This window comes from Kitasatospora sp. NPDC023118, assembly GCF_055560875.1.
Window position 1 is genome coordinate 86,629 of record NZ_JBVHHW010000004.1, and the last position, 26,999, is coordinate 113,627.

The following is a 26,999-nucleotide window of genomic DNA, read 5'->3' on the forward strand; positions in this document are numbered from 1 at the left end:
CCCTCACCTCCCCCACCGAATACGAAAGGGCCCCGCTCGGAGTCGAGCGGGGCCCTTCAAAAGCATTTCCGGTGCAAAACAAAAAGACCCCGGAACCGGGGCCTTTCCAATTTCTGGCTGGGGTACCAGGACTCGAACCTAGACTAAATGAACCAGAATCACTCGTGCTGCCAATTACACCATACCCCAACACAAAGCAAGGGCCGATGGGCGAGCCCATCGGCTTCCTGCTCTGAAGTACCCCCGACCGGATTCGAACCGGCGCTACTGCCGTGAGAGGGCAGCGTGCTAGGCCGCTACACAACGGGGGCTCCTGGCGATCCCTTGCGGGATCAGTACCCCCGACCGGATTCGAACCGGCGCTACTGCCGTGAGAGGGCAGCGTGCTAGGCCGCTACACAACGGGGGCTTTCCAGGCGATCCCTTGCGGGATCAGTACCCCCGACCGGATTCGAACCGGCGCTACTGCCGTGAGAGGGCAGCGTGCTAGGCCGCTACACAACGGGGGCTTGATCTTCATTTGTCCTGCGGTGCGATCGTCACCGATCGTACAGCGCTGGGGTACCAGGACTCGAACCTAGACTAACTGAACCAGAATCAGTCGTGCTGCCAATTACACCATACCCCACCAGAGTTGAACCCCTGCGGGGCCTTCTCAGGCGTTGCGCCTCTCGGTCGGTCCCTTCCGAGGGGCTTTCGCTCCCTCGTCCGTTCCCTCCCGGGCGGCGCAGAAAGAACATTACCCGACGTCGGCCCCGGCTCCAAAATCGATAACCGCAGGCGGCGGCGGGGAGGCCGTCCGGTGACCTCCGGGTGCGCCGCGGGCCCGGCGGAAAGCCGGGCCCGCGGCCTGCTCAGCGGCCCGTCCGGGCCTGCCCGGCGGGGATCCGCCGGAGAGCCCCCTAGGCGGCGGGCAGGGCGTCCAGGGCGGAGCGCAGCCGGCGCAGCGTCTCGGGGCGGCCGAGCAGCTCCATCGACTCGAACAGCGGCGGGGAGACCCGGCGGCCGGTGACGGCCACCCGCAGCGGCGTGAAGGCGAACTTGGGCTTGATGCCCAGGCCCTCCACCAGCGCCTCGCGCAGCGCGGCCTGGATCGGCTCCGGGGTGAAGTCCGCGAGCTCCTCCAGCGCCTTGACGCTGGCCTCCAGCACCGGGCGGGCGTCCGGGTTGAGCACCTTGGCGGCGTCGTCCGGGTCGACGGTGAAGTCGGCCGGGTCGACGAACAGGAAGCCGGCCATGTTGACGATCTCGCTCAGCACGACCATCCGCTCCTGGGTGAGCGGCGCGACCTTGGCGAGCAGGTCCAGCTGCTCGGCGGTCGGCTCGGCCGGCAGCAGGCCGGGGGCCTGCAGGAACGGCACCAGGCGCCGGACGAAGTCCTCCGGGGCCAGCCTGCGGACGTGCTCGGCGTTGATCGCCTCGCACTTCTTCAGGTCGAAGCGCGCCGGGTTGGCGTTCACCTTGGCGACGTCGAAGGCGGCGACCATCTCGTCCATGTCGAACAGGTCGCGGTCCTCGGCCAGCGACCAGCCCAGCAGGGACAGGTAGTTGAGCAGGCCCTCGCGGATGAAGCCGCGCTCGCGGTACATGTTGAGCGAGGACTGCGGGTCGCGCTTGGAGAGCTTCTTGTTGCCCTCGCCCATCACGTACGGCAGGTGGCCGAAGCGCGGGGTGAGACCGGCGCCGACGCCGATCTCGGCGAGCGCGGCGTACAGCGCGATCTGCCGCGGGGTGGAGGAGAGCAGGTCCTCGCCGCGCAGCACGTGGGTGATGCCCATCAGGGCGTCGTCCACCGGGTTGACCAGGGTGTACAGCGGGGCGCCGTTGGCCCGGACGATGCCGTAGTCCGGCACGTTCTCCGGCTCGAAAGTGAGCGTGCCGCGGACCAGGTCGTCGAAGCTGATGGTCTCGTCGGGCATCCGGAAGCGCAGGATCGGCTCGCGCTTCTCCAGCTTGTAGACGGCGACCTGGTCGTCCGTCAGGTCCCGGCAGTGGCCGTCGTAGCCGGAGGGTTTGCCGGCCGCGCGGGCGGCCTCGCGGCGGGCGTCCAGCTCCTCGGTGCTGCAGTAGCAGTAGTAGGCGTGGCCGGCCTCGTGCAGGCGGCGGGCGACGTCGGCGTAGATGTCCATCCGCTGCGACTGGCGGTACGGCGCGTGCGGGCCGCCGACCTCCGGGCCCTCGTCCCAGTCGAGGCCGAGCCATCGCATGGCGTCGAGCAGCTGGTCGTACGACTCCTCGGAGTCGCGGGCGGAGTCGGTGTCCTCGATCCGGAAGACCATGGTGCCGCCGGTGTGGCGGGCGTAGGCCCAGTTGAAGAGGGCGGTGCGGACCATGCCCACGTGGGGGTTGCCGGTCGGGGAGGGACAGAAGCGAACCCGGACGGCCGGGTCAGTGTTAGCCACGCTTGATCACCTTGTTGGTGAGAGTGCCGATGCCTTCGATGGAGACGGCGACCTCGTCGCCGACGTTGAGGGGGCCCACCCCTGCGGGCGTGCCGGTGAGGATGACGTCGCCGGGCAGCAGCGTCATGGCCTCGGAGATGTGGACGATCAGCTCGGCGACCGAGCGGACCATCAGGGAGGTGCGGCCGGTCTGGCGCAGCTCGCCGTTGACCGTACAGGTGATCGCGAGGTCGCCCGGGTCGAGGTCGGTCTCGATCCACGGGCCCAGCGGGCAGGCCGTGTCGAAGCCCTTGGCCCGCGCCCACTGGCCCTCGCGCTGCTGGACGTCCCGGGCGGTGACGTCGTTGGCGCAGGTGTAGCCGAGGATCACCTCGGGCACCCGGTCCAGCGGCACCTCGCGGCACATCCGGCCGATCACCACGGCGAGTTCGGCCTCGTGGTGGACGTCCGAGGAGAACGGCGGGTACGCGATGCTCTCGGTCGGGCCGATCACCGAGGTGGAGGGCTTGAAGAAGGTGAGCGGGGCGTCCGGGACGTCGTTGCCCAGCTCGGCCGCGTGCGCCGCGTAGTTGCGGCCGACCGCCACGATCTTGTTGGGGAGCATCGGGCTGAGCAGCCGGACGTCCTGGAAGCGGTAGCTCTCGCCGGTGGGCTGGGGTTGGCCGAACGGGTGGCCGGCCAGCGCGTGGACGACCAGCGAGTCGGGCTGGGAAAGGTCCCCCTCCACCACGCCGAAGGAGACGCTGCCGGCGGCAGGGCTCCCTTCCCGGACGGAAAACCTGGCAATGCGCACGGCTGGGCTACCCCTCGCTTCGTCGGCCGCCCGGGGCGCCCCCGGGCGCTGCTGGGCGCCCCGCCCTCCGTGGGCGCGGCCCCGTCAATCGTCGTCCAGGCTATCGCGTGGGGCCCCTCCCGACCGCTTTACCCCTGTTCAGCGTGGTTGGGGCGGGAATCGCCCCGAGCCGAAGGGGCGCGCCGGGAGGAGCGAGGGAGCGCCGACCGTCGGCACCGGGTCCGAGCGCCCCGGAGGCAAGCGGGCGAGTCACAGCGAGCGGGCGCCCCCGCCCCGAGCCGAAGGGGCGCGCCGGTGCCGAAAGGGAGAAGCGACGGAGCAACGGAGGAGCGAGGGAGCGCCGACCGTCGGCACCGGGTCCGAGCGCCCCGGAGGCGAGCGGGCGAATAACCGAGGGCGCCGTGAACCACGCGGGTGCGGGGTCCACGGCGCCCTCGGCGGAGCGCCTGCCGGGTCAGTCCTGGACGACGACCACGGGGGCGACCATCAGCTGGGTGCGGCGCGGGTTGGCCGTGCTGGCCGGCAGCTCGGTGCCGTACGTGACGACGTCCTCGGCCTTGCGGGCGCCCGGGATCTTGCTGAAGTCCTCGACCGAGGCCAGCGTGGTCCGGCGCGGGTTCGCCGTGGAGCGGCAGGACAGCGTGGACTTGGTGGCCTTCTTCGCCAGGGACATCGAGAGCACCTCGTGGTCGTGGCCGGGCGGATCCGCGGGGGACCGGCACCGGCCTGAGTGGTTCCGATTGATTCGGAGGGGATCTGGGCAGGCTGATCGGGGCCGTGCTCCGGAGACAGCCAGGTTACGAGATCTCATTCCACAGAGACCGTGACCAAAGCTACACATTAGTCTGTGATTTTGCTCACAAATTAATAATCAAATCGCAGATATCCGACATATCGCCGCAACGGAACTTCCCGGCAATCCGCTCATAACGGGCATTCCGGCAGGTCTGCGACTCTTTTCGATCTACGGCCGGGTTGGCATGTATCCGGCGAGTGTCCGAAAAAGGCGGTATTCCGGTCCGGTTACCGCACAGTCAGTGAAAAAGCGCATGCGGTCGGTAGTACCGAGCGCCTGGTTCCAGCGGCCCTTGTTGGGATTCCCCGGCTGTGCTGGAATGCCACGGACCGTGGGTAGGGAGTAGTCCACCCCGGTGACCCGCTCTCCCGGACCGGCCGGGGTGCGGATGGAAACTCGACACCGTCCAGGCCGTGGCGACGCGGCGGGACGCCCGGTCCAGAGGTTGCGACGCCAGTGCAGGGACGTTTCAAAAGGGGTAGCGGCGCCGCGGGTAACCCGGAGTCGCGCGAGCCTGTGGCAGCCCCTCAGCAGGCGGCGGCTCCCGGCGGCCCGGCCGACCCGGTGACGCCCGAGTCCCCCGGCCGTCCGGAGGAGGACGGCCAGGACCGCAAGTCCACCCGGGACAAGCTCCGGACCACACTGACCAGGCGACGCGCCACCGGTCTGAGCCGGCTCGCGATGCGCAACTGGCGCATCCGCACCCGCCTGATCGCCCTGCTCGCGCTCCCCGTCCTGGTCTCGCTGGTCCTCGGTGGTCTGCGCATCCAGACCTCGATGGAGAACTCGCAGCAACTCGCCCAGATGGCCAACCTGTCCGACCTGGCCAAGAAGGCGACCAACCTCGCGGACGCCCTGCAGACCGAGCGCGACCTCAGCGCCGGCTACATCACCAACCGTCCGAACGACCCGCTCGACGACGACATCGTCACGGCCCGCAAGTCCACCGACGACCTCAGCCGCACCTTCACCGCCTCCTCCGAGAAGTTCGAGAACCTCGAGCTCTCCGGCGGCAAGGCCCTGCTGTTCCAGATCCGCAAGGACCTGAACTCGATCGCGGACGCCCGGAACACGCCGTACCAGAACAACCAGAACATCCAGGCGACGATCACCGCCTACGACGTGATCATCCGCGACCTGCTGTCCATCACCCAGGACATCGCGCTCGCCTCGAACAACACGGACCTGCTCGTCGCCACCCGCGCCCTGCAGCAGTTCTCGCTGGCCAAGGACGCCACCTCGCAGCAGCGCGCGCTGATCAGCGCCGGTCTCGCCAACCCCAAGGGTCCCGACCTCAGCCCCAGTGACGAGTCCTTCGGCATCCGCCTGCGCACCTCGTACGACAACTCGCTGACGAGTTTCAACAACATCTACACCGCGCACGACCTGGACAACCTGCGCGGACAGCTGAGCTACAACAACGTGGTCGCCGAGGCCGACCGCTACTCGCGCTCGATCCTCCAGCCCAGCGGTATCCACCAGACCGAGCCGGTCTCGTACAAGGACTGGTACGAGAAGGCCAGCGCCAAGATCACCGCCGAGCGCCGGATCGAGTCCAAGCTGATCGAGGACCTCGACGGAAAGGCCCAGGACCTGCAGTCCCAGGCCGACACCGAGGCCCTGATCATCGGTGCCGCCGTCGCCCTGACCCTGCTCGTCGCCCTCGGTGGCGCCGGTCTGATCGCCCGCTCGATGGTGCGCTCGCTGACCCGCCTGCAGGCCGCGGCCGAGGACGTCGCCGAGCGCCGTCTGCCCGAGCTGGTCAAGACCCTCTCCGAGAGCGACCCGCACGACGTCGACACCACGGTCGAGCCGGTCGCCGTCGACTCGACCGACGAGATCGGCCACGTGGCGCACGCCTTCGACATGGTGCACAGCGAGGCCGTCCGCCTCGCCGCCGAGCAGGCCCTCCTGCGCGGCAACATCAACGCGATGTTCACCAACCTCTCGCGCCGCAGCCAGGGCCTCATCCAGCGCCAGCTGTCGCTGATCTCCGAGCTGGAGAGCCGCGAGGCCGATCCGGACCAGCTGGCCAACCTGTTCAAGCTGGACCACCTCGCGACCCGCATGCGACGCAACGGTGAAAACCTCCTCGTCCTCGCCGGTGAGGACCCGGGCCGCCGCTGGACCAGGCCCGTTCCGCTCGTCGACGTGCTCCGCGCCGCCGCCTCCGAGGTGGAGCAGTACGAGCGCATCGAGCTCGCCGCCGTCCCGTCGGCCGAGGTCGCCGGCCGCGTCGTCAACGACCTCGTCCACCTGCTCGCCGAGCTGCTGGAGAACGCCACCTCGTTCTCCAGCCCGCAGACCCGCGTCCGGGTCACCGGCCACGCGCTGCCGGACGGCCGGGTGCTGATCGAGATCCACGACACCGGCATCGGCCTGAGCCCGGACGACCTCGCCGAGATCAACGAGCGCCTCGCCAACCCGCCGACGGTGGACGTCTCCGTCTCCCGCCGCATGGGCCTCTTCGTGGTCGGCCGCCTGTCCCTGCGACACGGCATCCGGATCCAGCTGCGCCCGAGCGACTCCGGCGGCACCACTGCGCTGGTCATGCTCCCGGTCGACGTCACCAACTCCGCCGAGCGCCGCGGCCCCGGCCGCCCCGGCCCCGGCCAGGGCAAGCAGCAGCGCGGGGTCGCCCCGACGCCGCGCCAGCAGCGCCAGGTCCAGCCCGGCCGCCAGGGCGGCCCGGCCGCCCTCGGCCAGGGTCCGACGGGCGGCGCCCCGCAGGGCGGCCGTCCGCAGCTCGGCCAGGGCAGCCCGGCGGCTCCGGCCGCGCCGACCGGCCCGGGTGCGCCCGGTGGCCGCGCCGGCGGGCTGCCGACCCGTCAGGTCGGCCGGTCGCTGCACGACAACCCGGTCCCCGCTCAGCAGGGCCAGGGCCAGCAGGCCCCCGGTCAGCAGCCCCAGGGTCAGCAGCGTCAGGCCCCGCAGCAGGGTCAGGGCCAGCCGCCCCAGGGGCAGCCGCAGCAGTCGCCGCAGGGCGGTCTGCCGCAGCGGGCCCCGGGCCGTCAGGGCCCGCCGAAGAACGGCCTGAACGGTCTGCCCCGCCGCGGCCAGGGCCGCTCCGGCCAGGAACGTCCGAACACCGGCGGCGAGTTCGACGGCGCTCCGGCGCCGCGGACCGCCGAGCAGCCGCAGCACGGCCGCCCGGGCGGTCCCGGTGCTCCGCAGCCGGGCGCCCGTCCGGGCAACCGTCCGCAGGACGGCCTGCCGCAGCGGGCCCCGGGCCCCCAGGGCCCCCAGGGCCCCGGTGCCCCCGGTCAGCAGGGCCCCCAGGGCCCCCAGGGTCCGCAGGGCCAGCGCCGTCCGCAGCGCCCCGGCCCGGACGCGCCGCGCCGCGACCGCCAGCCGCAGCTGCCCCCGCAGCAGCCGGCCCAGCCGCTGCCGTCGGCCCAGCCGCTGCCGTCGGCCGAGCCGTCGCCGGTGGAGAGCACCCAGCAGTTCGCCCGGCCGCGCTTCGAGGCCAGCCAGATCGACCCGCGCGACCCGCTGGGCCTCGGCCTGGTGGAGCCGGTGCTGCCGAACGTGCCGAACCCGGCCCAGCCGCAGCCCCAGCCGCGTCCGGAGCAGGCCCCGGCCCCGCAGCAGCAGCGGCAGCGGCAGCGGCAGGAGCCGATGGCGCTGCCGACCGGCCCGTCCGAGGCGACCGGCGAGCAGCCCTGGTACCCGCAGCAGGGCGAGTCCCGGCCGCGCCCGTACCAGCCGCGTCGGCCCGGCACCTCCGCGCCGGACCTCCAGTCGCAGGCACCGCAGCAGGCCCGGGCCCCGCGGGCCCAGGCCCCGCAGCAGCAGCCGCAGCAGGCCCAGCCCCAGCAGGCGCAGGCCCAGCAGCAGGCGCAGGCCCAGCAGCAGCCGCAGCCCCCGCAGCCGGGCATCGGCGACGCGCCCTGGCGCCCGTCCGCGAACGACGAGCGCTGGCGCCGGGCCGAGCAGGTCCGCGAGCCCTCGACCAGCGGTGTCACGATGTCCGGCCTCCCCCGCCGGACCCCGCAGGCCAACCTGGTCTCCGGCACCGCCGAGGCCTCGCCGCTGACCGGTCCGCAGGTCTCCCGGGCCCCCGAGGAGGTCCGCGGCCGACTGACCAACCTGCGCCGCGGCATCCAGCAGGGCCGGCGGGCCGGGGCCGAGCAGTCCGCCAACCAGGCGGGCTTCCAGCATGGTGCCCAGCAGCCCGGATTCGATAGTTTCGGTGGCCGGAGCGACGGCAACGGCGCAGATCACCAGGAGCGTTGAGTTGAACCAGATGAGCCAGGCCGCACAGAACCTGAACTGGCTGATCACCAATTTCGTGGACAACACCCCCGGGGTGTCCCACACCGTGGTGGTCTCCGCGGACGGCCTCCTGCTGTGCATGTCGGAAGGCTTCCCGCGCGACCGCGCCGACCAGCTCGCCGCCGTCGCCTCCGGCCTCACCTCCCTCACCTCCGGCGCCAGCCGGATCTTCGAAGGCGGCGAGGTCAACCAGACCGTCGTCGAGATGGAGCGCGGCTTCCTGTTCCTCATGGCCATCAGCGACGGCTCCGCCCTCGCCGTCCTGGCCAGCCCCGACTCCGACATCGGCCTCGTCGGCTACGAAATGGCCCTGCTCGTCGACCGAGCCGGCGCCGTCCTCACCCCCGCACTTCGCGCGGAACTCCAGGGCAGTCTCCTGCACTGACCGGAACCCGCGCGGATCCACCCACCGTTCCACCCGCACCGGGTCCGACCCGACCGGACCCGGTGTCTCACCCTCAGCTACCCTCAGGCAGCTGATCCCGCCTCAGCTGGCACCGCCCCAGCTGGAACCGGCTGCCCAAGGCTGCAGCACATAGGAGGACCCATGACCCCGCCCTCGACACCCGCCGGCCCGTACGGCAGCGGGTACGGCAGCGGCTACGGCGGGCAGCAGTCCGACGGCTACGAGCAGCAGCCGCTGGTCCGCCCGTACGCGATGACCGGTGGCCGGACCCGACCGCGGTACCAGCTCGCGATCGAGGCCCTGATCTCGACCACGGGCTCGGCCGAGCGAACCGGCGGGCTGCTGCCCGAGCACGCCCGGATCGTCAACCTCTGCCGTGAGGTCAAGTCCATCGCGGAGATCTCCGCACTGGCCGGCGTGCCGCTCGGTGTGGCCCGCATCCTCGTGGCCGACCTGGCCGAGGCCGGCCTCGTCGCCATCCACCAGCCCGCCGCCGCGGGCGAGTCGGGCGGAACGCCCGATGTCACGCTGCTCGAAAGGGTCCTCAGTGGACTTCGCAAGCTCTAACGCGGCCTCCTCCACCCGCGCCACCACCTCCGCGAAGATCGTCATCGCGGGCGGCTTCGGTGTCGGCAAGACCACGCTGGTCGGCGCCGTCTCCGAGATCAACCCCCTGCGCACCGAAGCCGTCATGACCTCGGCCTCCGCCGGCATCGACGACATCAGCCACGTCTCCGGCAAGACGACCACCACCGTCGCCATGGACTTCGGCCGCATCACCCTCGACGAGGACCTCATCCTCTACCTGTTCGGCACCCCCGGACAGGACCGGTTCTGGTTCATGTGGGACGACCTCGTCCGCGGCGCCATCGGCGCGGTCGTGCTGGTCGACACCCGCCGTCTCGCGGACTGCTTCCCCGCCCTCGACTACTTCGAGAACAGCGGGCTGCCCTTCGTCGTCGCCCTCAACGGCTTCGACGGGCACCAGCCGCACACCGCGGAAGAGGTCCGCGAGGCGCTCCAACTCGGCGAGAACACCCCCGTCATCGCGCTCGACGCCCGTCGCCGCGACAGTGCCAAGAGCGCCCTCATCACCCTCGTCGAACACGCCCTGCTCGCCCGGCTCCGCTGAGGCGGGACCGGCCCGAGAGGGAACCAACCGGCCCCGGCGACCCGTCACACTGACGGGTCGCCGGGGCGGTGACGCTTACCGGCCGGTGTCCTCCGAGGGCCCCGCGCAAGACCCGTGTATAAGCAGCGGATAACAGTTCGGTAGGCATTTTGTGATCAACAATGACGCAGCGTGGCGAAACAGCGTCACTCAGCGCCAGATGACCACGGTTTTGCTCCGTCATGTCGCTGATTGTCCGGATTGTGCCGACGCGGGTACCGGACCGGGGCTGTTTGTCCCCCATCCCTGCACGTGCTGAAATTCCAGCTACCCCTGAACATCCCGCGCCGGCCCCGTCCGGTGACGGGCCAGGGCCCCGGGGGTAGCGCTGGATTGATCCATGGCCGGCAAGTCGGCCGAGAGGTAGTTGTCGAGTGAGGCGTAAGCAGCAACCCGCCCCGCAGCGGCGCTCCGAGCCCCGCCAGAGCGAGCCGAACGGTACCGCCGCGGACCAGGCCGGATTCTCCGCGTTCACTCCCACCGAGGAGCGCGCCCCGGCCACTCCGGCCCCCAAGCCCCCGACATCGGCCAAGGAGCCGCGCGGCAGCGCCGGTGCACCCGCCGACGGCGGCTCCAGCCGGTACGACTTCCTCCGCCCGCGCAACTGGCGCGTGCCGACCCGCCTGATCGCGATCCTGCTGATCCCCGTGATCATCAGTCTCGTCTTCGGCGGTCTGCGCGTTAACACCTCGGTCGACGGCTACATCAAGGCGTCCCGCGCCGAGAAGACGGCCGAGCTGGCCAAGGCGGCGACCGAACTCGCCGAGGCGCTGGAGAACGAGCGCGACAAGACCCTGATACCCCTGATCACCGGGCAGGACCCGAACAACGAGGTCACCAAGCGCCGCGCCGACACGGACGCCGCGCTGAAGGCCTACAACGCCGCGTACCAGGCCTCGGACAAGTCCGGCGAGCTTCCGCGCCGCCATGACGCCTTCGAGATCCTGGTGGCCGACCTGCCGCACCTGCGACAGGCCGCGTACGGCAAGGAGCTGTTCGCCAGCGCCACCGCGAACGCCTACTCGACGATGTTCGCGCCGCTGCTGTCCTACGACAACTCGGTCGGCAACGGCTCCGCCAACGCCACCAGCAAGGGCCGCGCGATCTACGCGATGTCGCTGGCCAAGGCCTCCGCCTCGACCCAGCGCTCGCTGATGCTGAGCCTGCTGGTCGGGATCTCGCAGGGCGCGACCACGCGCTACGAGAACCAGGACATGACCCAGCAGATCCTGGTCTCCGAGAAGCTGGAGCAGGTCTCGATCAACGAGTTCACCACCGGTAGCGCCCCCGAGGACGCCAAGAAGTACTCGGACGCGCAGGTCGCCCTGGCCACCGCCCAGGACCGCTCGGCGTACAAGATGCCCAACGGCAGCGTGCCCACCATGCAGGGCCTGCTGGCGCTCGCCGGCAACTACGCCGAGGCCGCCGCCGCGGGCCAGCTGAAGGGCAAGGCCGCTGCCGACGCCGCGTTCGCCGAGGCCAAGAACGCCGGTCTGACCCCGGACAACTGGAACCAGGCCGCCGGTACCCACATCCAGGCCCTGCGGAACACCGAAGTCACGCTGCTGGACGACGTCCTCACCGACTCCCGCAACCTCAAGGACAACGCGCTCTACGACGCCATCCTCAACACGGTCATCGTCGTCGCCGCACTGATCCTGGCCGGCCTGCTCACCGGCTACGTCGCCCGCTCGATGATCCTCGGCATGCGCACCCTGCGCAGCGCCGCCCTGGAGATCGCCGATCACCGTCTGCCGGACCTGGTCGAGAAGCTCTCCAAGACCGACCCCGACCGGGTCGACACCTCGGTGACCCCGATCCCGCTGCACGGCAAGGACGAGATCGGCGAAGTCGCCCGGGCCTTCGACCAGGTCCACCAGCAGGCCGTGGCGCTCGCCGCCGAGCAGGCCCTGCTCCGAGGGAACGTCAACGCGATCTTCACCAACCTGTCGCGTCGCAGCCAGGGCCTGATCCAGCGCCAGCTGGCGCTGATCACCGACCTGGAGAACAACGAGGCCGACCCGGACCAGCTGGAGAACCTCTTCAAGCTGGACCACCTGGCCACCCGTATGCGCCGCAACGGTGAGAACCTGCTCGTCCTCGCGGGCGAGGAGGCCGGCCGCCGCTGGAACACCCCGGTCCCGCTGGTCGACGTCCTTCGCGCCGCCGCGTCCGAGGTGGAGCAGTACGAGCGCGTCGAGCTGTCCGGCATCCCGGAGGTCGAGGTCGTCGGCGCCGCCGTGACCGACCTCGTCCACCTGCTCGCCGAGCTGCTGGAGAACGCCACCTCGTTCTCCAGCCCGCAGACCCGGGTGCTGGTCAACGCGACCCGTCTGCCGGACGGCCGCGTCCTGGTCGAGATCCACGACAAGGGCATCGGCCTCACCGCGGACGACTTCGCCGAGATCAACGAGAAGCTGGCCGAGCCGCCCACGGTCGACGCCACCATCTCCCGCCGCATGGGCCTCTTCGTGGTCGGCCGGCTCTCCCAGCGGCACGACATCCGCGTCCAGCTCCGCCCGTCGGGCGAGTCGGCCGGCACCACCTCGCTGGTCATGCTCCCGCCGTTCGTCACCAAGTCCGGCCCCGCGCCGGAGCCGGAGGAGCAGTTCACCGTCTCCCGGATCTTCGCCGACCAGGAGCCGACCGCCGAGTGGGCCCCCGAGGACCGCTCCCGCAGCGCCGCCGAGCTGGGCTTCGACGACCACCTCACCGGCCTCGGCCACGCCGGCTCCTCCGGCTTCAGCCCGGCCCTGGAGGCCGTCCAGCGCTCCCAGCGCCTCGACCAGGTCCGCCGCGCGGCCCTGGAGGGCGCCCCGCAGCCGCCGGTGGTGGACGCCGAGGTCGAGGAGGACTACGAGCAGGGCTACGACCAGTACGCCCCGCAGGGCTACGACCAGGGTGCCTACGCGGACGACCGGTACAGCGCCGACGACCAGTACGGCCAGTACGGCAACGACCAGGGCGGCTACCAGCAGGACGAGTACGCCCAGGACGGCTACGGCCAGTACCAGCAGCAGGGCTACGACCAGGGCGGCTACGCGGACGACCGGTACAGCGCCGACGACCAGTACGGCCAGTACGGCAACGACCAGGGCGGCTACCGCCAGGACGAGTACGCCCAGGACGGCTACGGCCGCCGGGCCGACGAGGCCCCGGCCGGCCACCCGTACGCCCCGGAGCCGCCCGCCCTGCCCGCCGCCGACCCCGCCTCCACCCTGCCGTCCGGGCTGCCCCAGCGCCGCCCCGGCCAGCAGCTGGTGGGCGGCAGCCTGGGCGGCGCCCCGGCCGGCGGCAGCCCGTCCGGCGAGAGCCCCAACTGGTTCGCCGGCGCCAAGGACACCTCGTCGTCCGCCGAGTCGCGCGGCCACGACGTGTCCTCGCTCGGCGGTTACGGCCCGACCGGCCCGACCGCCAGCTCCGCCTGGCAGTCGCCGAACGACGGCAACTGGCAGCGCGCCGAACAGCTGCGCGAGCCCTCGTCCTCCGGCACCACCGGGGCCGGCCTGCCCCGGCGCGTGCCGAAGCAGAACCTGGTGCCCGGCAACGCCAAGCCCACCCCGCAGGAAGGGCCGCAGGTCTCCCGCAGCCCCGAGGAGGTCCGTGGCCGCCTCACCAACCTGCGCCGCGGTGTGGAGCAGGGCCGCAGCGCCGGCAACACCGGAAGCTTCCGGATCGACCCCGATCAGGTAGACCAGTCCGGCAACGGACAGAACCGGAGCACCGATCTCTTCGGCGGCTCGAACCACCAGGAGCGTTGAGTTGACTCAGATGAGCCAGGCCGCACAGAACCTGAACTGGCTGATCACCAATTTCGTGGACAACACCCCCGGGGTGTCCCACACCGTGGTGGTCTCCGCGGACGGCCTCCTGCTGTGCATGTCGGAAGGCTTCCCGCGCGACCGCGCCGACCAGCTCGCCGCCGTCGCCTCCGGCCTCACCTCCCTCACTTCCGGCGCCAGCCGGATCTTCGAAGGCGGCGAGGTCAACCAGACCGTCGTCGAGATGGAGCGCGGCTTCCTGTTCCTCATGGCCATCAGCGACGGCTCCGCCCTCGCCGTCCTGGCCAGCCCCGACTCCGACATCGGCCTCGTCGGCTACGAAATGGCCCTGCTCGTCGACCGAGCCGGCGCCGTCCTCACCCCCGCACTTCGCGCGGAACTCCAGGGCAGTCTCCTGCACTGACGGTTCGTCGGATACCGTCCAGGTATTCGAAGCACCTCCGCGTCCTTCCCGGGCCCGCTTCGGCGGGCTCGGGTTCGGACGTTGTACGGCCTTCGCACCACCGGCTCCGGACTCGTACCGAAGCTCGAACCGCACCGCCGCACCCTGTGAGGAGAGGAACCGTGACACCGCCCGACGACCGCAGCGGCCCGTACGGCGTTCCGTACCCTGGCACAGGCCATGACGCCTTCGGAGCACCCGGCGTCGGCCACGGTCAGCAGTACGGCCGGCACCAGTACGGGCAGCCCCAGCAGCACCCGTACCCCCGGCCCGAGGAGCAGTACGGCCAGTACGATCCGTACGCCGGGCAGCAGCCCGCCTACGACACCCCGCCGCCCGGCCCGCAACCGACCGGCTGGCCGGCCCCGGCACCCGCCCAGGCGCCCGGCTACCAGCCGGCCCAGGAGCCCGGGCACGTCGAGGAGTTCGAGGACGAGCCCGACTCCGGCCCGCTGATCCGGCCGTTCGCGATGACCGGCGGTCGCACCCGGCCGCGCTACGAACTCGCGCTGGAGGCCCTGGTCTCCGCCGACGTCGACGCGCAGCGCCTGGCCACCCTGCTCCCCGAGCACCAGCGGATCTGCACCCTGTGCACGGAGGTCAAATCCGTCGCGGAGGTGTCGGCGCTGCTCTCCCTTCCCCTGGGAGTGGCCCGCATCCTCGTGGCCGACCTGGCCGAGGCCGGCCTCGTCGCCATCCACCAGCCCGCTTCCGGCGGCGAATCCGGAAACCAGCCCGACGTCACGCTGCTCGAAAGGGTCCTCAGTGGACTTCGCAAGCTCTAACGCGGCCGCCCCCACCCGCGCCACCACCTCCGCGAAGATCGTCATCGCGGGCGGCTTCGGTGTCGGCAAGACCACGCTCGTCGGCGCCGTCTCCGAGATCAACCCCCTGCGCACCGAAGCCGTCATGACCTCGGCCTCCGCCGGCATCGACGACATCAGCCACGTCTCCGGCAAGACGACCACCACCGTCGCCATGGACTTCGGCCGCATCACCCTCGACGAGGACCTCATCCTCTACCTGTTCGGCACCCCCGGACAGGACCGGTTCTGGTTCATGTGGGACGACCTCGTCCGCGGCGCCATCGGCGCCATCGTCCTCGTCGACACCCGCCGTCTCGCGGACTGCTTCCCCGCCCTCGACTACTTCGAGAACAGCGGACTGCCCTTCGTCGTCGCCCTCAACGGCTTCGACGGGCACCAGCCGCACACCGCGGAAGAGGTCCGCGAGGCGCTCCAACTCGGCGAGAACACCCCCGTCATCACGCTCGACGCCCGTCGCCGCGACAGCGCCAAGAGCGCCCTCATCACCCTCGTCGAACACGCCCTGCTCGCCCGACTTCGGTGACGCCCGCGCCGAGCCGAAGGGGCGCGCCGGATCCGGAGCGCCCCGGAGGCAAGCGCGCGAGCAACCGTGGTGGCCCACGGAACTCGGTGAAGTCCCGTGGGCCACAGGCATGTTCGGGGCGGCTACTCGGTCGGCTCCAGCCCGGCCCGGATCAGGCCGTAGGTGTACGCGTCCTCGAGTGCCAGCCAGGAGGCGGCGATCACGTTGTCGGCCACACCGACCGTGGACCAGGCCGCGGTTCCGTCGGTGGACTCGATCAGGACCCGGGTCTTGGAGCCGGTGCCGTGCTGGCCCTCCAGGATGCGGACCTTGTAGTCCACCAACTCGAAGGTGGCCAGCGGCGGGTAGATGCCCTCCAGGGCGGTCCGCAGCGCCTGGTCCAGCGCGTTCACCGGGCCGTTGCCCTCGCCGATGGCGATCCGGCGTTCGCCCTTGGCCCACAGCTTGACCGTCGCCTCGTTGCCGGAAACCCCATTCGGGCCCTGCTCGCTGATGGTCCGCCAGGACTCCAGGGTGTAGAAGCGGTCCCGGCTGCCGCGCACCTCGTCGCGCAGCAGCAACTCGAAGGAGGCGTCCGCGGACTCGTAGGTGTAGCCGAGGTTCTCCTGCTCCTTCACCCGGGCCACCACCCGGCCGGCCAGGTCCCGGTCGGCGGAGAGGTCGTAGCCGAGCTCCTTGCCCTTGAGCTCGACCGAGGCCCGGCCGGCCATGTCGGAGACCAGCATCCGCATGGTGTTGCCGACCAGCTCGGGGGCGATGTGCTGGTACAGGTCCGGGTCGACCTTGATCGCGGAGGCGTGCAGGCCCGCCTTGTGGGCGAAGGCCGAGAAGCCGACGTACGGCTGGTGGGTGGACGGGGTCAGGTTGACCAACTCGGCGATCGCGTGCGAGATCCGGGTCATCTCGGCCAGCCGGCCCGCGGGCAGCACCCGCCGGTCGTACTTGAGCTCCAGTGCGCCGACCACCGGGAACAGGTTGGCGTTGCCGACCCGCTCGCCGTAGCCGTTGGCGGTGCACTGCACGTGGGTCGCGCCGGCGTCCACCGCGGCCAGGGTGTTGGCCACCGCGCAGCCGGTGTCGTCCTGGGCGTGGATGCCGAGCCGGGCGCCGGGCTTGTAGGAGTTGCAGTCGGCGAGGACGTCGGCGACCGTCTCCCGCACGCCCGCCGGCAGCATCCCGCCGTTGGTGTCGCACAGCACCACCACGTCCGCCCCGGCCTGGTGCGCGGCGCGGACCACCGCGAGGGCGTAGGCACGGTTGGCCCGGTAGCCGTCGAAGAAGTGCTCGCAGTCGATGAACACCCGCCGCCCCTGGGCGCGCAGGAACTCGACGCTGTCCCGGATCATCTCCAGGTTCTCGTCCAGCGTGGTGCGCAGCGCCAGCTCCACGTGCCGGTCGTGCGCCTTGGCGACCAGGGTCACCACGGGCGCGCCGGAGGCGACCAGCGCGGCCAGCTGCGGGTCGTCGGCCGCCTTGCCGCCGGCCCGGCGGGTGGCGCCGAAGGCGACCAGCCGGGCGTTGCGCAGCTCCAGCTCGGCGGCGGCGCGGGCGAAGAACTCGGTGTCCCGCGGATTGGCCCCGGGCCAGCCGCCCTCGATGAAGCCGACGCCGAACTCGTCCAGGTGCCGGGCGATGGCCAGCTTGTCGGCCACCGTCAGGTTGATGCCCTCCCGCTGCGCGCCGTCGCGCAGGGTGGTGTCGAACACGTGGAAACTGTCGTCGGTACGGTTGGCCTCGGTCATGGCCCCTGGTTCTCCGTTCGGGGAGGTTCGTACTGCTCTGCCGGATCTTCGTCCCGGCTCCACTGTCCAGGATCCCGCGGGCGGCCCCGGTGTCCCCGAGCCCCTCGTGGGGGCCGTCGGCCGGTCCGGGGAAACAAAAAAACCCCTCGCGGGTGCGAGAGGTCTGCGCGCGGGTCTGGACGCTCGTGGTCGCTCCGCATCGGGTCCTGCGGAAGCGGTCACTGCGGACCGGCGCGCCTGCTGCTAATAATCAGCGACAGCGAGGACACGCTCGCAGTCTGACACAGGTTCCGCGATCCGGCCCGCCCGTCTCGCGATGCGGGACGGCTACTCGACGAGCTCGGCGGTGTCGAGGGTGAAGCCGAACGGCTCGGGCAGGTCGAGCGGGTCGCCGATGGTGACCCAGCTGCTCTCGTGGTAGTCGTCACCACGCGGATCACTGTGCAGGACCACCCGGTTCGCGTCCCGGTCAATCAGCAGGTACAGAGGGATGTCCGCCGTGGGAGCCGACTCATGCATCAGCGCGGCCACAGCCCCTCCTCCTTCCGGTCCCCGTGAGGCAGCGAGCGGAACGCTTCGAGGTTACGACCCGGGCGCCCCGGTGTCGCGGGGCGCCCGGAGACCGTCATCAGACGATCTTGTGCAGCCAGCCGTGGGTGTCGGGCGACTGGCCGCCCTGGATGGCCAGCAGGGCCCGACGCAGCTCCATGGTGATCGGCCCGGGCTCGCCGGTGCCGACGGTCCAGTCGGCGGCGGCGGACTTGACCGAGCCGACCGGGGTGATGACGGCGGCGGTGCCGCAGGCGAAGACCTCGGTGAGGGTGCCGTCGGCATTGGCCTGCTGCCACTCGTCGGTGGAGATCTTCCGCTCCTCGACCGCGTAGCCGAGGTCCGAGGCCAGGCGCAGCAGCGAGTCACGGGTGATGCCGGGCAGCAGGGCGCCGGACAGCTCGGGGGTGACGATCTTGGCGTCCTTGCCCTCGCCGAAGACGAAGTACAGGTTCATGCCGCCCATCTCCTCGACCCACCGGTGCTCGGCGGCGTCGAGCCAGACCACCTGGTCGCAGCCCTTCTCGGCGGCCTGGGCCTGGGCGACCAGCGAGGCCGCGTAGTTGCCCGCGCACTTGGCGGCGCCGGTGCCGCCGGGCGCCGCCCGGACGTACTCCTTGGACAGCCAGACCGAGACCGGCTTGATGCCGCCCTGGAAGTAGGCGCCGGCGGGGGAAGCGATGATCATGAAGAGGTAGGAGTTCGCCGGGCGGACGCCCAGGCCGACCTCGGTGGCGAACATGAACGGACGCAGGTAGAGGCTCTGCTCCGGCTCGTTCGGGACCCACTCCCGCTCCTGCCGGACCAGCAGCTCGACGGCCTCGACGAAGGTCTCGACCGGCAGCTCCGGCATCGCCAGGCGGCGGGCCGAGGCCTGGAAGCGCAGGGCGTTGGCCTCCGGGCGGAAGGTCGCGATGGACCCGTCGGTCTGGCGGTAGGCCTTTAGGCCCTCGAAGATCGCCTGGCCGTAGTGCAGCGTCATGTTCGCCGGGTCCATCTCCACCGGCGCGTACGGGACCAGCTGGGCGTCGTGCCAGCCGCGGCCCTCGGTCCAGCGGATGGTGACCATGTGGTCGGTGAAGACACGGCCGAAGCCGGGGTTGGCCAGCCGGGCCTCGCGCTCCCCTGCGGACAGCGGATGGGCGGAGGGCTTGAGGTCGAACGTGATGGGCGCCTGGGTGGGCGTGCTCATGGCTGTTTCCTTCACCGTGGGGTTGGTTCGGGCCGCCCCGCCGAAGGAACGTCACGGCGATCCAACGCCGGAACGGACGCACAACGGCACGGCCCACTGTCGATACTCGCATCCAGAGGGCCGTGCCGAACAGCTTCCCTCTTCTTGGGAAGCTGCAAGCTGCGGTTATGCGGTCCGACCCACCTGGCCGGACCTTGTCGCGATCCGGCCGCTAGCCGGAACCCACTTCGGATCCGGCCCGCTAGCCGGAACCCCGCACTTCGGATCCGGCCCGCTAGCCGGAACCCCGCACTTCGGATCCGGCCCGCTAGCCGGATACTCGGGCGGCGAGCGCGTCGCCGACCTGGGAGGTGGAGCGGACGCCGGAGCGCTCGGCGAGGTCCGCCGCGACGGCGGCCTCCACCTGGGCCGCCTCGGCGGCGAAGCCGAGGTGCTCCAGCAGCATGGCGACTGACAGCACGGTGGCGGTCGGGTCGGCCTTGCCCTGGCCGGCGATGTCCGGCGCCGAGCCGTGCACCGGCTCGAACATGGCCGGGTACTCGCCGCTCGGGTTGATGTTGCCGCTCGCGGCGAGGCCGATGCCACCGGTCACGGCGGCGGCCAGGTCGGTCAGGATGTCGCCGAACAGGTTGTCGGTGACGATGACGTCGAAGCGCTCCGGCTGGGTGACCAGGTGGATGGTGGCCGCGTCGACGTGCAGGTACTCGGTGGTGACCTCCGGGAACTCCCGGCCGACCTCCGCGAAGATCCGCGACCACAGGTGCCCGGCGTGCACCAGCACGTTGTTTTTGTGCACCAGGGTGAGCTTCTTGCGCGGCCGCGCCTGGGCCCGGCGGAAGGCGTCGCGCACCACGCGCTCGATGCCGTACGCGGTGTTCAGGCTGACCTCGGTGGCCACCTCGTGCGGCGTGCCGGTGCGCAGCGAACCGCCGTTGCCGACGTACGGGCCCTCGGTGCCCTCGCGGACGACCACGAAGTCGATCTGCGGCTGTCCGGCCAGCGCGGACTGCACGCCGGGGAAGAGCCGGCCCGGCCGCAGGTTGATGTGGTGGTCGAAGGCGAACCGCAGCTTGAGCAGCAGCCCCCGCTCCAGCACTCCGGACGGCACGCTCGGGTCGCCGATGGCGCCCAGCAGGATCGCGTCGAAGGCCTTCAGCTCGGCCAGCACGCTGTCCGGCAGCGTCTCGCCGGTCCGGTGGTAGCGCCGGGCCCCGAGGTCGTACTCGGTGGTCTCCAGCTTCACGTCGGAGGGAAGCACGGCCTCCAGGACCTTCAGACCTTCGGCCACCACTTCCTGGCCGATGCCGTCACCCGGGACAACTGCGAGACGAATGGTGCGAGACATGCTCGGACCCTACTCCGGTGTCCCAGGGACTGACACCTTGCGTCCAGCATCTGGACGTACGAGGGTGACCGTGAGTGGAAACGGGTATCGAACTGTCAAGCGCTCTCGGAAGGTTCCGCTCGGTACATACGCGCCCAGTGCGGCGTCCAGCTCGAAGGTGTGGGCGACCGGCCGCCCCTGCTCGAACTCGATGCACCAGAAGTAGCGGATACCGGCAGCGGCGTACTTTCGTGGCTTGACCTCACGATCCCACTCCGCCTCTCCCGCCTCGACCACCTCGACCACCAACGCGACGTCCTCAGGGACCCAGAACGTCTGATCCGGCCCGGTGTCTGCGCGGGAATCGACCACTATGAGGTCGGGCTCCGGCCTATTGCGAGCATCGAGCACCAGCCCCATCCGACACCAGACCTCCCAGTCGTCCGGCACCTGATCGACCAGCTGCCGATCCAGCCTGCTGATCGTTCGGGAGTGGAAGAGCGTCTGGCGAGCGGAGAAGACCAGGCTCCCGAACAGCAGTTCCGTGTGAGGCGGGAGGTCCGGAAGCCGGTCCAGGTCTTCGGCGGTGTAGCCGGCAGCCGGGGGCCTCAGCCACTCCGGCATCACAAGCTCGATGTCTCCTCCCACAGAAGCACCATCTCAGGCCGAACCGCACTGACGCGATGCCATCACTCCTTCGAGGGAGCGCGGGTGATCAGTGTTGTGCCGGGGGCGCGCTTAGGGTGGCGTGGTCCGGGTTCCTGGCAGAAACGGGGCGCGTGCGTGAGGACCGAGCGGCGGCGGGAGGTGCTGGCCTGCGCGGGTGCGGCCGGGCTGGCGGCGGGCGGGTACGCGCTGGCCGCCGGGCTGCGCGGGCGGTGGCCGACCGGGGCGGGCGACGTCGCCGTGCCGTACCACGCCCACCTGTGGGACCTGCTGCACGGACGGGCCGCCGGGGACCTGCTGTTCAACTGGAACAGCGGCTACGGCGCCCCCTTCCTGCCGGACTTCTTCGCCTACCTGATGAACCCCTTCTCCTGGCCGGCCGCGCTGCTCCCGCGCGACCAGGGGCCACTCGCCGTCTTCCTGGTCGCCCTGGCGACCGTCGGCCTCGCCACCGCCCTGATGGCCCATCTGCTCGGCCGCCTGCACCCCGGCCCCCGCTGGCTGCGGGCGCTCACCGCCGTCGGGTACGGGCTCTGCGCCTGGGTGCTGGACGTGGGCGGGGCGGCACCGATGTGGCTCTGGGGCCTGGTGTCGCTGCCGCTGCTCGGCCTGGTCGGGGACTGGTGCCTGCGCGAGCGGCGCTGGGTGGCCGGCTCGCTGTGCGTGGCCCTCGCCTGGGCGGGCAACCTCTACACCGCCGCGCTGGCCACCCTGATCGCCGGACTCCTGTTCGCCGTCCGCCTGTTCGCCACCCCGCGGCCGTTCCGGCACCGGGTCCGGGTCACCGGGCGGGCCGTCACCGTGACCGCCGCCGGGGTGCTGCTCGCCTCCCCCGTCCTGTTCGTCGCCGTCCGCGCCGCGCGCGGCGCTCAGCCCGAGTCCCCGGTGCAGCCGGTCGGCCCGGGCGGGCTCGGCGGCCACCTCGCCCGGCTGCTGCCCACCGCCCAGGGCGGGCAGCCGCTGCCGGACGTGGCGATCGGGGTGCTCGGGCTGCTGCTGGTGTGCGGGCTGGCGTTCAACCGCCGGGTGCGGATCCGCGAGCGGGCGGTCTGGTGCGCGGCGCTGGTGCTGGTGGTGCTCAGCTTCGTCTGGACCCCGACCGTGCTGGTCTGGCACGGCCTGGCGATCCCGGCCGGCGGGCCGTACCGGGCCGCCTTCGTGCTCAGCGGGTTGCTGGTGCTGGCCGCCTGGGTGTCGCTGGCCCACCGGCCGGACTGGCTCACCCTGCTGGGCGGCGCGGCCGTCACCGCGGTGGTCGCCGGGCTGGCGGCGAGCCGGCACGCGGTCCCCGCCTCCACCTGGGTGCTGCTGGGCGTCGGCGGCGTCGTGCTGCTGGCCGCGCTCCTGGTGCTGGACCGCCGGCACACCGACCGCCGGGCGAACGTCCTCGCCACCTGGGTGCTCGGCGGCGCGGTGCTCGGCAACGCCGTCTGGTCCGGGTACGCGGCGCTCGGCGCGGCCCCGGCCGACAGCACCTCCCCGGCCGCCGTGCGGGCCGGGTACGCGGCCGTGCGGGAGGCCGCCGACTGGCCGGACGGCCGCAGCGACCCCGGCCCGCACGCCTTCGGCACCAACGACCCGCTGCTGCTGAACGGCCAGGGCGGCGGCTACTTCAGCGCCTACCTGCCCACCGTCACCGCCCTGCTGCTGCACGACCTCGGCGCGGGCTGGACGGCCGGCGGGCGGCAGACCGCCAGCGTCACCGACCCGGTCGGGCAGGCCCTGTTCGCGGTCCGCGCCCACCTGGACGACGGACCGCCCCCGGACGGCTTCACCCCCGTACGGGCGGCCGCGCCGCCGCTGGTCACCGTGCTGCCGCCGGGGGCCCGGCCGGACACCTCCTCGGTCTGGTCCCGGCAGGAGTCGCTGCTCGGCAGCCAGGTCTACGACGCCCCGCTGCCCGTCCCGGCCGGCGGCCCGGCGCCCGCCCTGCACGGCACCAGCGGCTGGTCGGTGCCGGGCGGCGGCGAGGGCACGGTGTTCACCGCCGGCTGCACCCCCGGCGGGACGGCCTACTTCCACGGGGTCTGGTACCGCGGCACGGTCAGCGGCCTGGGCACCAGCTACCGCAGCGACGGCGAGCAACCCACCACGGCGGTGGCGATCCACCGGCTGGGGACCGTCCCGGCGGACGGGGTGGTCCGGGTGACCCTGCGCTCGGACGTCGTCAGTCAGGTCCCCGCCCGCCCGATCGGTTGCCTGCGGGCCGGCGCCCTGGAGGCCGCCGTCGCCCGTCTCGCCGCCACCGGCGCCACCCGCGTCGAGGCCGGCGGGCATACCGTCGCGGCGACCCTCCCGGCGGGCTCGACCGGCACCGCGCTGCTCTCGGTCCCCGCCACCGAGGGCTGGACCTGCGCCGTCGACGGCCGCCCTGCCGCCGCCCCCATTCCCGTCCTCGGCATGATCGGCGTCCCCCTGGGCGGCGGTGCCTCCCGCCTCACCTGCGCCTTCCGCCCGCCCGGCCTCACCGAGGGCCTCACCGTCACCTCCGCCACCGCGGCGGTCCTCGCCCTGGTCGCCGTCTTCGCCCGCCTCTCCCGCCGCCCGACCCGGATCCCGCGCCGCGACCGCCGCCTGGCCGCCCAGGGCCCCGACGGGACGTGACGAGGGGCGGCCCGCCGGAGTCCCGGCGGGCCGCCCCGCTACGCGGTGGTCACGGCAGGGTGAGTACCTGGGCCCGCCGCTCCGCCGGGTTGAGGTGGTACAGCAGCAGGAGCCGGGAGCTGTCGCCCGCCGTCCGGTGCACGTCGAGGACGGTGCCCGGGCCGGCCGGGGCCACCACGGCGGCGGGGCCGGTGAGGCCGGCCTGGACGGCGAGAGCCGGGTGCAGGACGTCCAGCGGGATGGTCGGGCCGGTGTCGCGCAGCCCGATGGCGGAGTAGGCGTCGGCCGGATCGGGCCGGCCGGCGCTCGCGACGCTGGTCCAGACGCCGTAGCGGACGGTGCTGTGGCCGGGCTTGACGCCCGGCAGGGCGCTCAGCCGGACCGGGAGGACCAGGACGTCGCTGTCCAGCAGTTCGGTGTCGGTGTCGCCCCAGCGGGCGTTGAGCGGCTGGACGTCGAGCTCGGCGCCGGTGCGCGCGTCCACGGCGCGGGAGACCAGGACGTCGCCGCCGTGCAGCCGGTCGGCCTTGAGGATCACGTCGGTGACGCCGTCCCCGTCGGTGTCCAGCGACACCCGCACCCCGTACAGCCCGACCGGCGTCGCCGCCGGGGCCCACAGCCACACGCCCACGTACAGCTGGTCGGCGTCGGCCGCCGCCCCCGCCGCCCGCAGGTTGGCGGCCCGGTCGCCGGGGTGCTCGACGCAGACGTCCTGAGGCTGGCCGGCCGGCTCGGCCGCGTCCGCGGGCCGGATGCCCGAGCCGGGGCCGACGGCCTTGCCGCCGCCCGGCGGGCAGTCGGGCCAGCGGGCGGCCTCGCCGCCGAGCGCGAGGGCGCTGACCAGCCCGGGCCGCTCGCCGGGCGCCGCGCTGCCGCCGAGCGTGACCAGGGTGCCGTCCCGGGCGGTCCGGGCGGAGGCCGTCGCGGTCAGGTCGCTCGCCGGGCGCGGGGCGGCGAACACCGGCACCCGCAGCTGCGGCAGCGCTCCGTCGACCGGGCTGAGCAGCACCCGCCCGGAGAGCTCGCCCCGGTAGCTGCGGGCCTTGCCGCCCTGCAGGGTGTCGATGGTCGGGTCCGGCGTGCGCCCCAACTCCCCCGGTACGGACAGCGTCACCTTCACCCGCGCGCTACCGCCGGCCGGCACCTCCACCGTGGCGGGCGTCACCTGGTAGGAGGCGCCCGGGAGTTCGGTCGCGGCGGCATAGCCGGTGCGGTAGGTCAGCGGCGAACCCGCGTAGTTGCGCAGCTCGATCTCCCGTCCGAGCGCCGTCGGCCCGCCGATCGCGACCGGACCGAAGGAGACCCCAACGCTGCCCGCCTCGGCGCCCTCCCCCGCCGCGTAGGCGACCACCGGCGTGCGGACTGCCTGGTCGACCCGGGCCCGTCCGGCCCCGGTGCGCTCGGGCCCGTAGACCGGCCCGCCGTGGTCGTCGCCGAGCCAGGTGTCCGTGCTGGTGTTCATCAGTGCGGCCTTGACCTGCTCGACCGGCCAGTCCGGGTGCGCGGCGCGGAGCAGCGCGGCCAGCCCGGCGACGTGCGGGGCGGCCATCGAGGTGCCGTTCTCGCGCTGGCCGCCGCTGCCGCTGCCGACCAGGGCCGACCAGATGGTCTCGCCGGGGGCCGCGAGGTCGGGCTTGACCACACCGGGCACGCCGATGCCCCGGGAGGTGAAGTCGGTGAGGGTGTCGACCCTGGACGGCTGGTTCTGGGGGACCGAGCCGTGCAGCGGGTTGCCGGGCGCGGCGAGCCGGACCCGGACGTCCCCGGCGGCCGCGGCCTTCAGCAGCCGCTCGCCGTCGGCGTGGGCGAGCAGCACGGCCGGGATCCGGTCGTCGCCCGAGATCTCGGCCAGGTGGTCGCTGTCGGCGGCGTAGAGTGCGCCGATCGCCCCGGCGTCGGCCGCGTGGTCGGCGCGCGGGCCGGAGTTGCAGGCCCGGTCGGCGTCGCCGGTGCGCCAGGTGAGCAGCGCGATCCTGCCCTTGAGCCGCTGCTTGTCGGCCTCGCTGAAGGCGGTGCAGCCGTCCGCCTGGTCGACGGGCACGGCGAGCGCGCCGCTCACCTCGGCGGTGGACCAGCCCTGGTAGCGCTCGCTCCAGTGCCCGGGGACGACCCCGGCCAGCGGGGCGGGGTCGAGCACGGTGATGCCGTCCACGTCGGCGTGCCCGTGTACGGAGGCGGCGACGGTGATGGCCCGGGCGGCGGTGCCGGGGCTGCCGCCGATGCCGTACACGTCGCCCTCGTTGCCGGCGGCCGCGATCACCACGGTGCCGAGCGCGGCGAGCCGGTCGACGGCCAGGGAGTCGGCGTCGTCGGGGCTGCCGAAGCGGCTGCCGAGCGAGAGGTTGACCACGTCGAGCCGGTCGCCGAGGTCGCCGTCACCGTTCGGGTCGGCGGCCAGGTCGAGCGCCTGGGCGAGCCGGTCGGTGGCGCCGTCGCAGCCGAACACCCGGATCCCGTAGAGCTGCGCGCCGGGGGCGGCGCCAGGGCCGATCTTGAACGAGGCCGGGTCGAGCCCGGGCCGGTACGGGCCGGTGTACGGACGGCCGTCGGTGGTGACGCCGTACCCGGCCGCCGTTCCGGCGACGTGGGTGCCGTGCCCGTTGCGCACGCAGTCGATCGGGTTGTCGCTGGGGTGCGGGACGGGCTGGTACTGCGGGGAGGACGGGTCGGGGTTGTAGTCGTCGCCGACCAGGTCCTTGCCGCCGACCACCTTGGCGTTGGGGAACAGCGCGGTCGGCGCTGGCTTGCCTCGCGCGACCGAGCGGAAGGCGTCCTCGGTGCCGGGGCCGCCGAAGTCGGCGTGGGTGTAGTCGATGCCGCTGTCGATGATCCCGATCCGCATGCCCCGGCCGGTGTTCCCGGCGAGGGCCGAGTCGCCCTCCCAGACCTTCGGGGCGCCGGTCAGCGGGACGGAGTAGGCGTTGTCGCGCCGCTTGTTGACGATCGGGTGGACGGCCTGGACGCCGGGCAGCGCCCGCAGCGCGGGCAGCCGGTCGGCGGGCGCGCTGACCGCGAGGCCGGTGAACAGGGTGCGGGTGCGGTAGAGCTCGCGGGTGGCGGGCGCCGCCCGGTGGACGGCGTCGGCGAGCCGGTCGAGCGCGTCCCCGGCCCGGCCGCGCTGGGCGGCTCCGGCCTGGGCGGCCTCCCGGCGGACGGCATCCGGCGAGCGCTGGGCCCGTCGGGCCGTCTCGGCGGCCCGCCACCAGGCGGGGCCGACCGCCTCGGTGGTGAGTTCCAGCAGGACGGAAGCGGTGCGGCCCCGGCCCGGGGGTCCCGCGCTGGACGGGCCGCCGGCCGCCGGGGTGGCGGCGAGCGCGGCGCTGCTTGGAATGAACACAGCTGCCAGCAGGACCAGAGTGAGACCGATCCGGGCGATCGGTCGGCGAACGGGTGGCAGACGCACTGGGCCCTCTCCCCCGGCCGGGGGACTGATCCGCACAGCGTGTCGCTGACGCCCGCCCGCGCGGACGTCGATCACCCTTCCGGGGGCCCCAAATTAGGATGA

The 26,999-nt window shown here is 72.5% G+C and carries 18 protein-coding genes and 5 tRNA genes; 9 read left to right on the forward strand and 14 right to left on the reverse strand.

The window, feature by feature from the left end; translation table 11 throughout:
- Positions 1-114: 114 nt before the first annotated feature.
- The 8 genes from ACZ3UD_RS06720 to ACZ3UD_RS06755 form a co-directional block, all read right to left on the reverse strand.
- A tRNA-Gln gene (locus tag ACZ3UD_RS06720) sits at positions 115-189 on the reverse strand.
- Between the two features lie 49 nt (positions 190-238).
- Positions 239-311, reverse strand: a tRNA-Glu gene (locus ACZ3UD_RS06725).
- 25 nt (positions 312-336) lie between these two features.
- Positions 337-409, reverse strand: a tRNA-Glu gene (locus ACZ3UD_RS06730).
- A 27-nt stretch (positions 410-436) separates the two neighbouring features.
- Positions 437-509 (reverse strand) — tRNA-Glu (locus tag ACZ3UD_RS06735).
- A gap of 47 nt (positions 510-556) precedes the next feature.
- Positions 557-628, reverse strand: a tRNA-Gln gene (locus tag ACZ3UD_RS06740).
- A 274-nt stretch (positions 629-902) separates the two neighbouring features.
- Positions 903-2,402, reverse strand: a complete 1,500-nt coding sequence (gene gltX / locus ACZ3UD_RS06745) for a glutamate--tRNA ligase (protein ID WP_465583026.1) — start codon at positions 2,400-2,402, stop codon at positions 903-905.
- The gene (locus tag ACZ3UD_RS06750; RefSeq protein WP_465583028.1) at positions 2,395-3,195 is read right to left on the reverse strand and encodes a fumarylacetoacetate hydrolase family protein; all 801 of its coding nucleotides are present in this window, start codon (positions 3,193-3,195) and stop codon (positions 2,395-2,397) included. Before ACZ3UD_RS06750 ends, gltX begins: the two co-directional genes overlap by 8 nt.
- 454 nt (positions 3,196-3,649) lie before the next feature.
- Positions 3,650-3,868, reverse strand: a complete 219-nt coding sequence (locus ACZ3UD_RS06755) for a hypothetical protein (protein ID WP_465583031.1) — start codon at positions 3,866-3,868, stop codon at positions 3,650-3,652.
- Positions 3,869-4,507: 639 nt separating this feature from the next.
- Here ACZ3UD_RS06755 and ACZ3UD_RS06760 point away from each other — a divergent pair.
- From ACZ3UD_RS06760 to ACZ3UD_RS06795, 8 genes are all read left to right on the forward strand, one after another.
- The gene (locus tag ACZ3UD_RS06760; RefSeq protein WP_465583034.1) at positions 4,508-8,227 is read left to right on the forward strand and encodes a sensor histidine kinase; all 3,720 of its coding nucleotides are present in this window, start codon (positions 4,508-4,510) and stop codon (positions 8,225-8,227) included.
- Positions 8,228-8,237: 10 nt separating this feature from the next.
- Positions 8,238-8,651 carry a roadblock/LC7 domain-containing protein gene (locus ACZ3UD_RS06765; protein WP_097236138.1) on the forward strand — a complete coding sequence of 138 codons (414 nt, stop codon included), beginning with the start codon at positions 8,238-8,240 and terminating at the stop codon, positions 8,649-8,651.
- A gap of 162 nt (positions 8,652-8,813) precedes the next feature.
- The gene (locus tag ACZ3UD_RS06770) at positions 8,814-9,239 is read left to right on the forward strand and encodes a DUF742 domain-containing protein (RefSeq protein WP_030248215.1); all 426 of its coding nucleotides are present in this window, start codon (positions 8,814-8,816) and stop codon (positions 9,237-9,239) included.
- Complete coding sequence (locus ACZ3UD_RS06775; RefSeq protein ID WP_465583037.1) at positions 9,220-9,804, forward strand: GTP-binding protein; 585 nt, start codon at positions 9,220-9,222, stop codon at positions 9,802-9,804. Before ACZ3UD_RS06770 ends, ACZ3UD_RS06775 begins: the two co-directional genes overlap by 20 nt.
- Positions 9,805-10,217: 413 nt before the next feature.
- Positions 10,218-13,604 (forward strand): sensor histidine kinase, encoded by a 3,387-nt coding sequence (locus ACZ3UD_RS06780; protein WP_465583039.1) that lies wholly within the window; start codon positions 10,218-10,220, stop codon positions 13,602-13,604.
- A 10-nt stretch (positions 13,605-13,614) separates the two neighbouring features.
- Positions 13,615-14,028 carry a roadblock/LC7 domain-containing protein gene (locus tag ACZ3UD_RS06785; RefSeq protein WP_097236138.1) on the forward strand — a complete coding sequence of 138 codons (414 nt, stop codon included), beginning with the start codon at positions 13,615-13,617 and terminating at the stop codon, positions 14,026-14,028.
- Positions 14,029-14,189: 161 nt separating this feature from the next.
- Positions 14,190-14,852, forward strand: a complete 663-nt coding sequence (locus ACZ3UD_RS06790; RefSeq protein WP_465583042.1) for a DUF742 domain-containing protein — start codon at positions 14,190-14,192, stop codon at positions 14,850-14,852.
- Positions 14,833-15,417: a GTP-binding protein gene (locus ACZ3UD_RS06795; RefSeq protein ID WP_380612411.1), complete on the forward strand. Its 585-nt coding sequence runs from the start codon at positions 14,833-14,835 to the stop codon at positions 15,415-15,417. Before ACZ3UD_RS06790 ends, ACZ3UD_RS06795 begins: the two co-directional genes overlap by 20 nt.
- 122 nt (positions 15,418-15,539) lie before the next feature.
- Here ACZ3UD_RS06795 and cimA read toward each other — a convergent pair whose 3' ends face one another.
- The 5 genes from cimA to ACZ3UD_RS06820 form a co-directional block, all read right to left on the reverse strand.
- Complete coding sequence (cimA, locus tag ACZ3UD_RS06800) at positions 15,540-17,159, reverse strand: citramalate synthase (RefSeq protein WP_465583046.1); 1,620 nt, start codon at positions 17,157-17,159, stop codon at positions 15,540-15,542.
- A gap of 327 nt (positions 17,160-17,486) precedes the next feature.
- On the reverse strand, positions 17,487-17,690 hold the full coding sequence (locus ACZ3UD_RS06805) for a hypothetical protein (RefSeq protein WP_465583049.1): 204 nt from the start codon (positions 17,688-17,690) through the stop codon (positions 17,487-17,489).
- A gap of 97 nt (positions 17,691-17,787) precedes the next feature.
- Positions 17,788-18,900, reverse strand: a complete 1,113-nt coding sequence (locus ACZ3UD_RS06810) for a branched-chain amino acid aminotransferase (RefSeq protein ID WP_465583052.1) — start codon at positions 18,898-18,900, stop codon at positions 17,788-17,790.
- Between the two features lie 307 nt (positions 18,901-19,207).
- Positions 19,208-20,245 carry a 3-isopropylmalate dehydrogenase gene (locus ACZ3UD_RS06815; RefSeq protein ID WP_393029402.1) on the reverse strand — a complete coding sequence of 346 codons (1,038 nt, stop codon included), beginning with the start codon at positions 20,243-20,245 and terminating at the stop codon, positions 19,208-19,210.
- Positions 20,246-20,254: 9 nt separating this feature from the next.
- On the reverse strand, positions 20,255-20,872 hold the full coding sequence (locus ACZ3UD_RS06820) for a Uma2 family endonuclease (protein WP_465583056.1): 618 nt from the start codon (positions 20,870-20,872) through the stop codon (positions 20,255-20,257).
- Positions 20,873-21,007: 135 nt separating this feature from the next.
- Between ACZ3UD_RS06820 and ACZ3UD_RS06825 the strand changes: the two genes are divergently transcribed.
- Positions 21,008-23,494 (forward strand): YfhO family protein, encoded by a 2,487-nt coding sequence (locus ACZ3UD_RS06825; protein WP_465583059.1) that lies wholly within the window; start codon positions 21,008-21,010, stop codon positions 23,492-23,494.
- Positions 23,495-23,543: 49 nt separating this feature from the next.
- Here ACZ3UD_RS06825 and ACZ3UD_RS06830 read toward each other — a convergent pair whose 3' ends face one another.
- A complete protein-coding gene (locus ACZ3UD_RS06830) occupies positions 23,544-26,831 on the reverse strand; it encodes a S8 family peptidase (protein WP_465583062.1) in 3,288 nt (1,095 codons plus the stop codon).
- Positions 26,832-26,999: the final 168 nt, after the last annotated feature.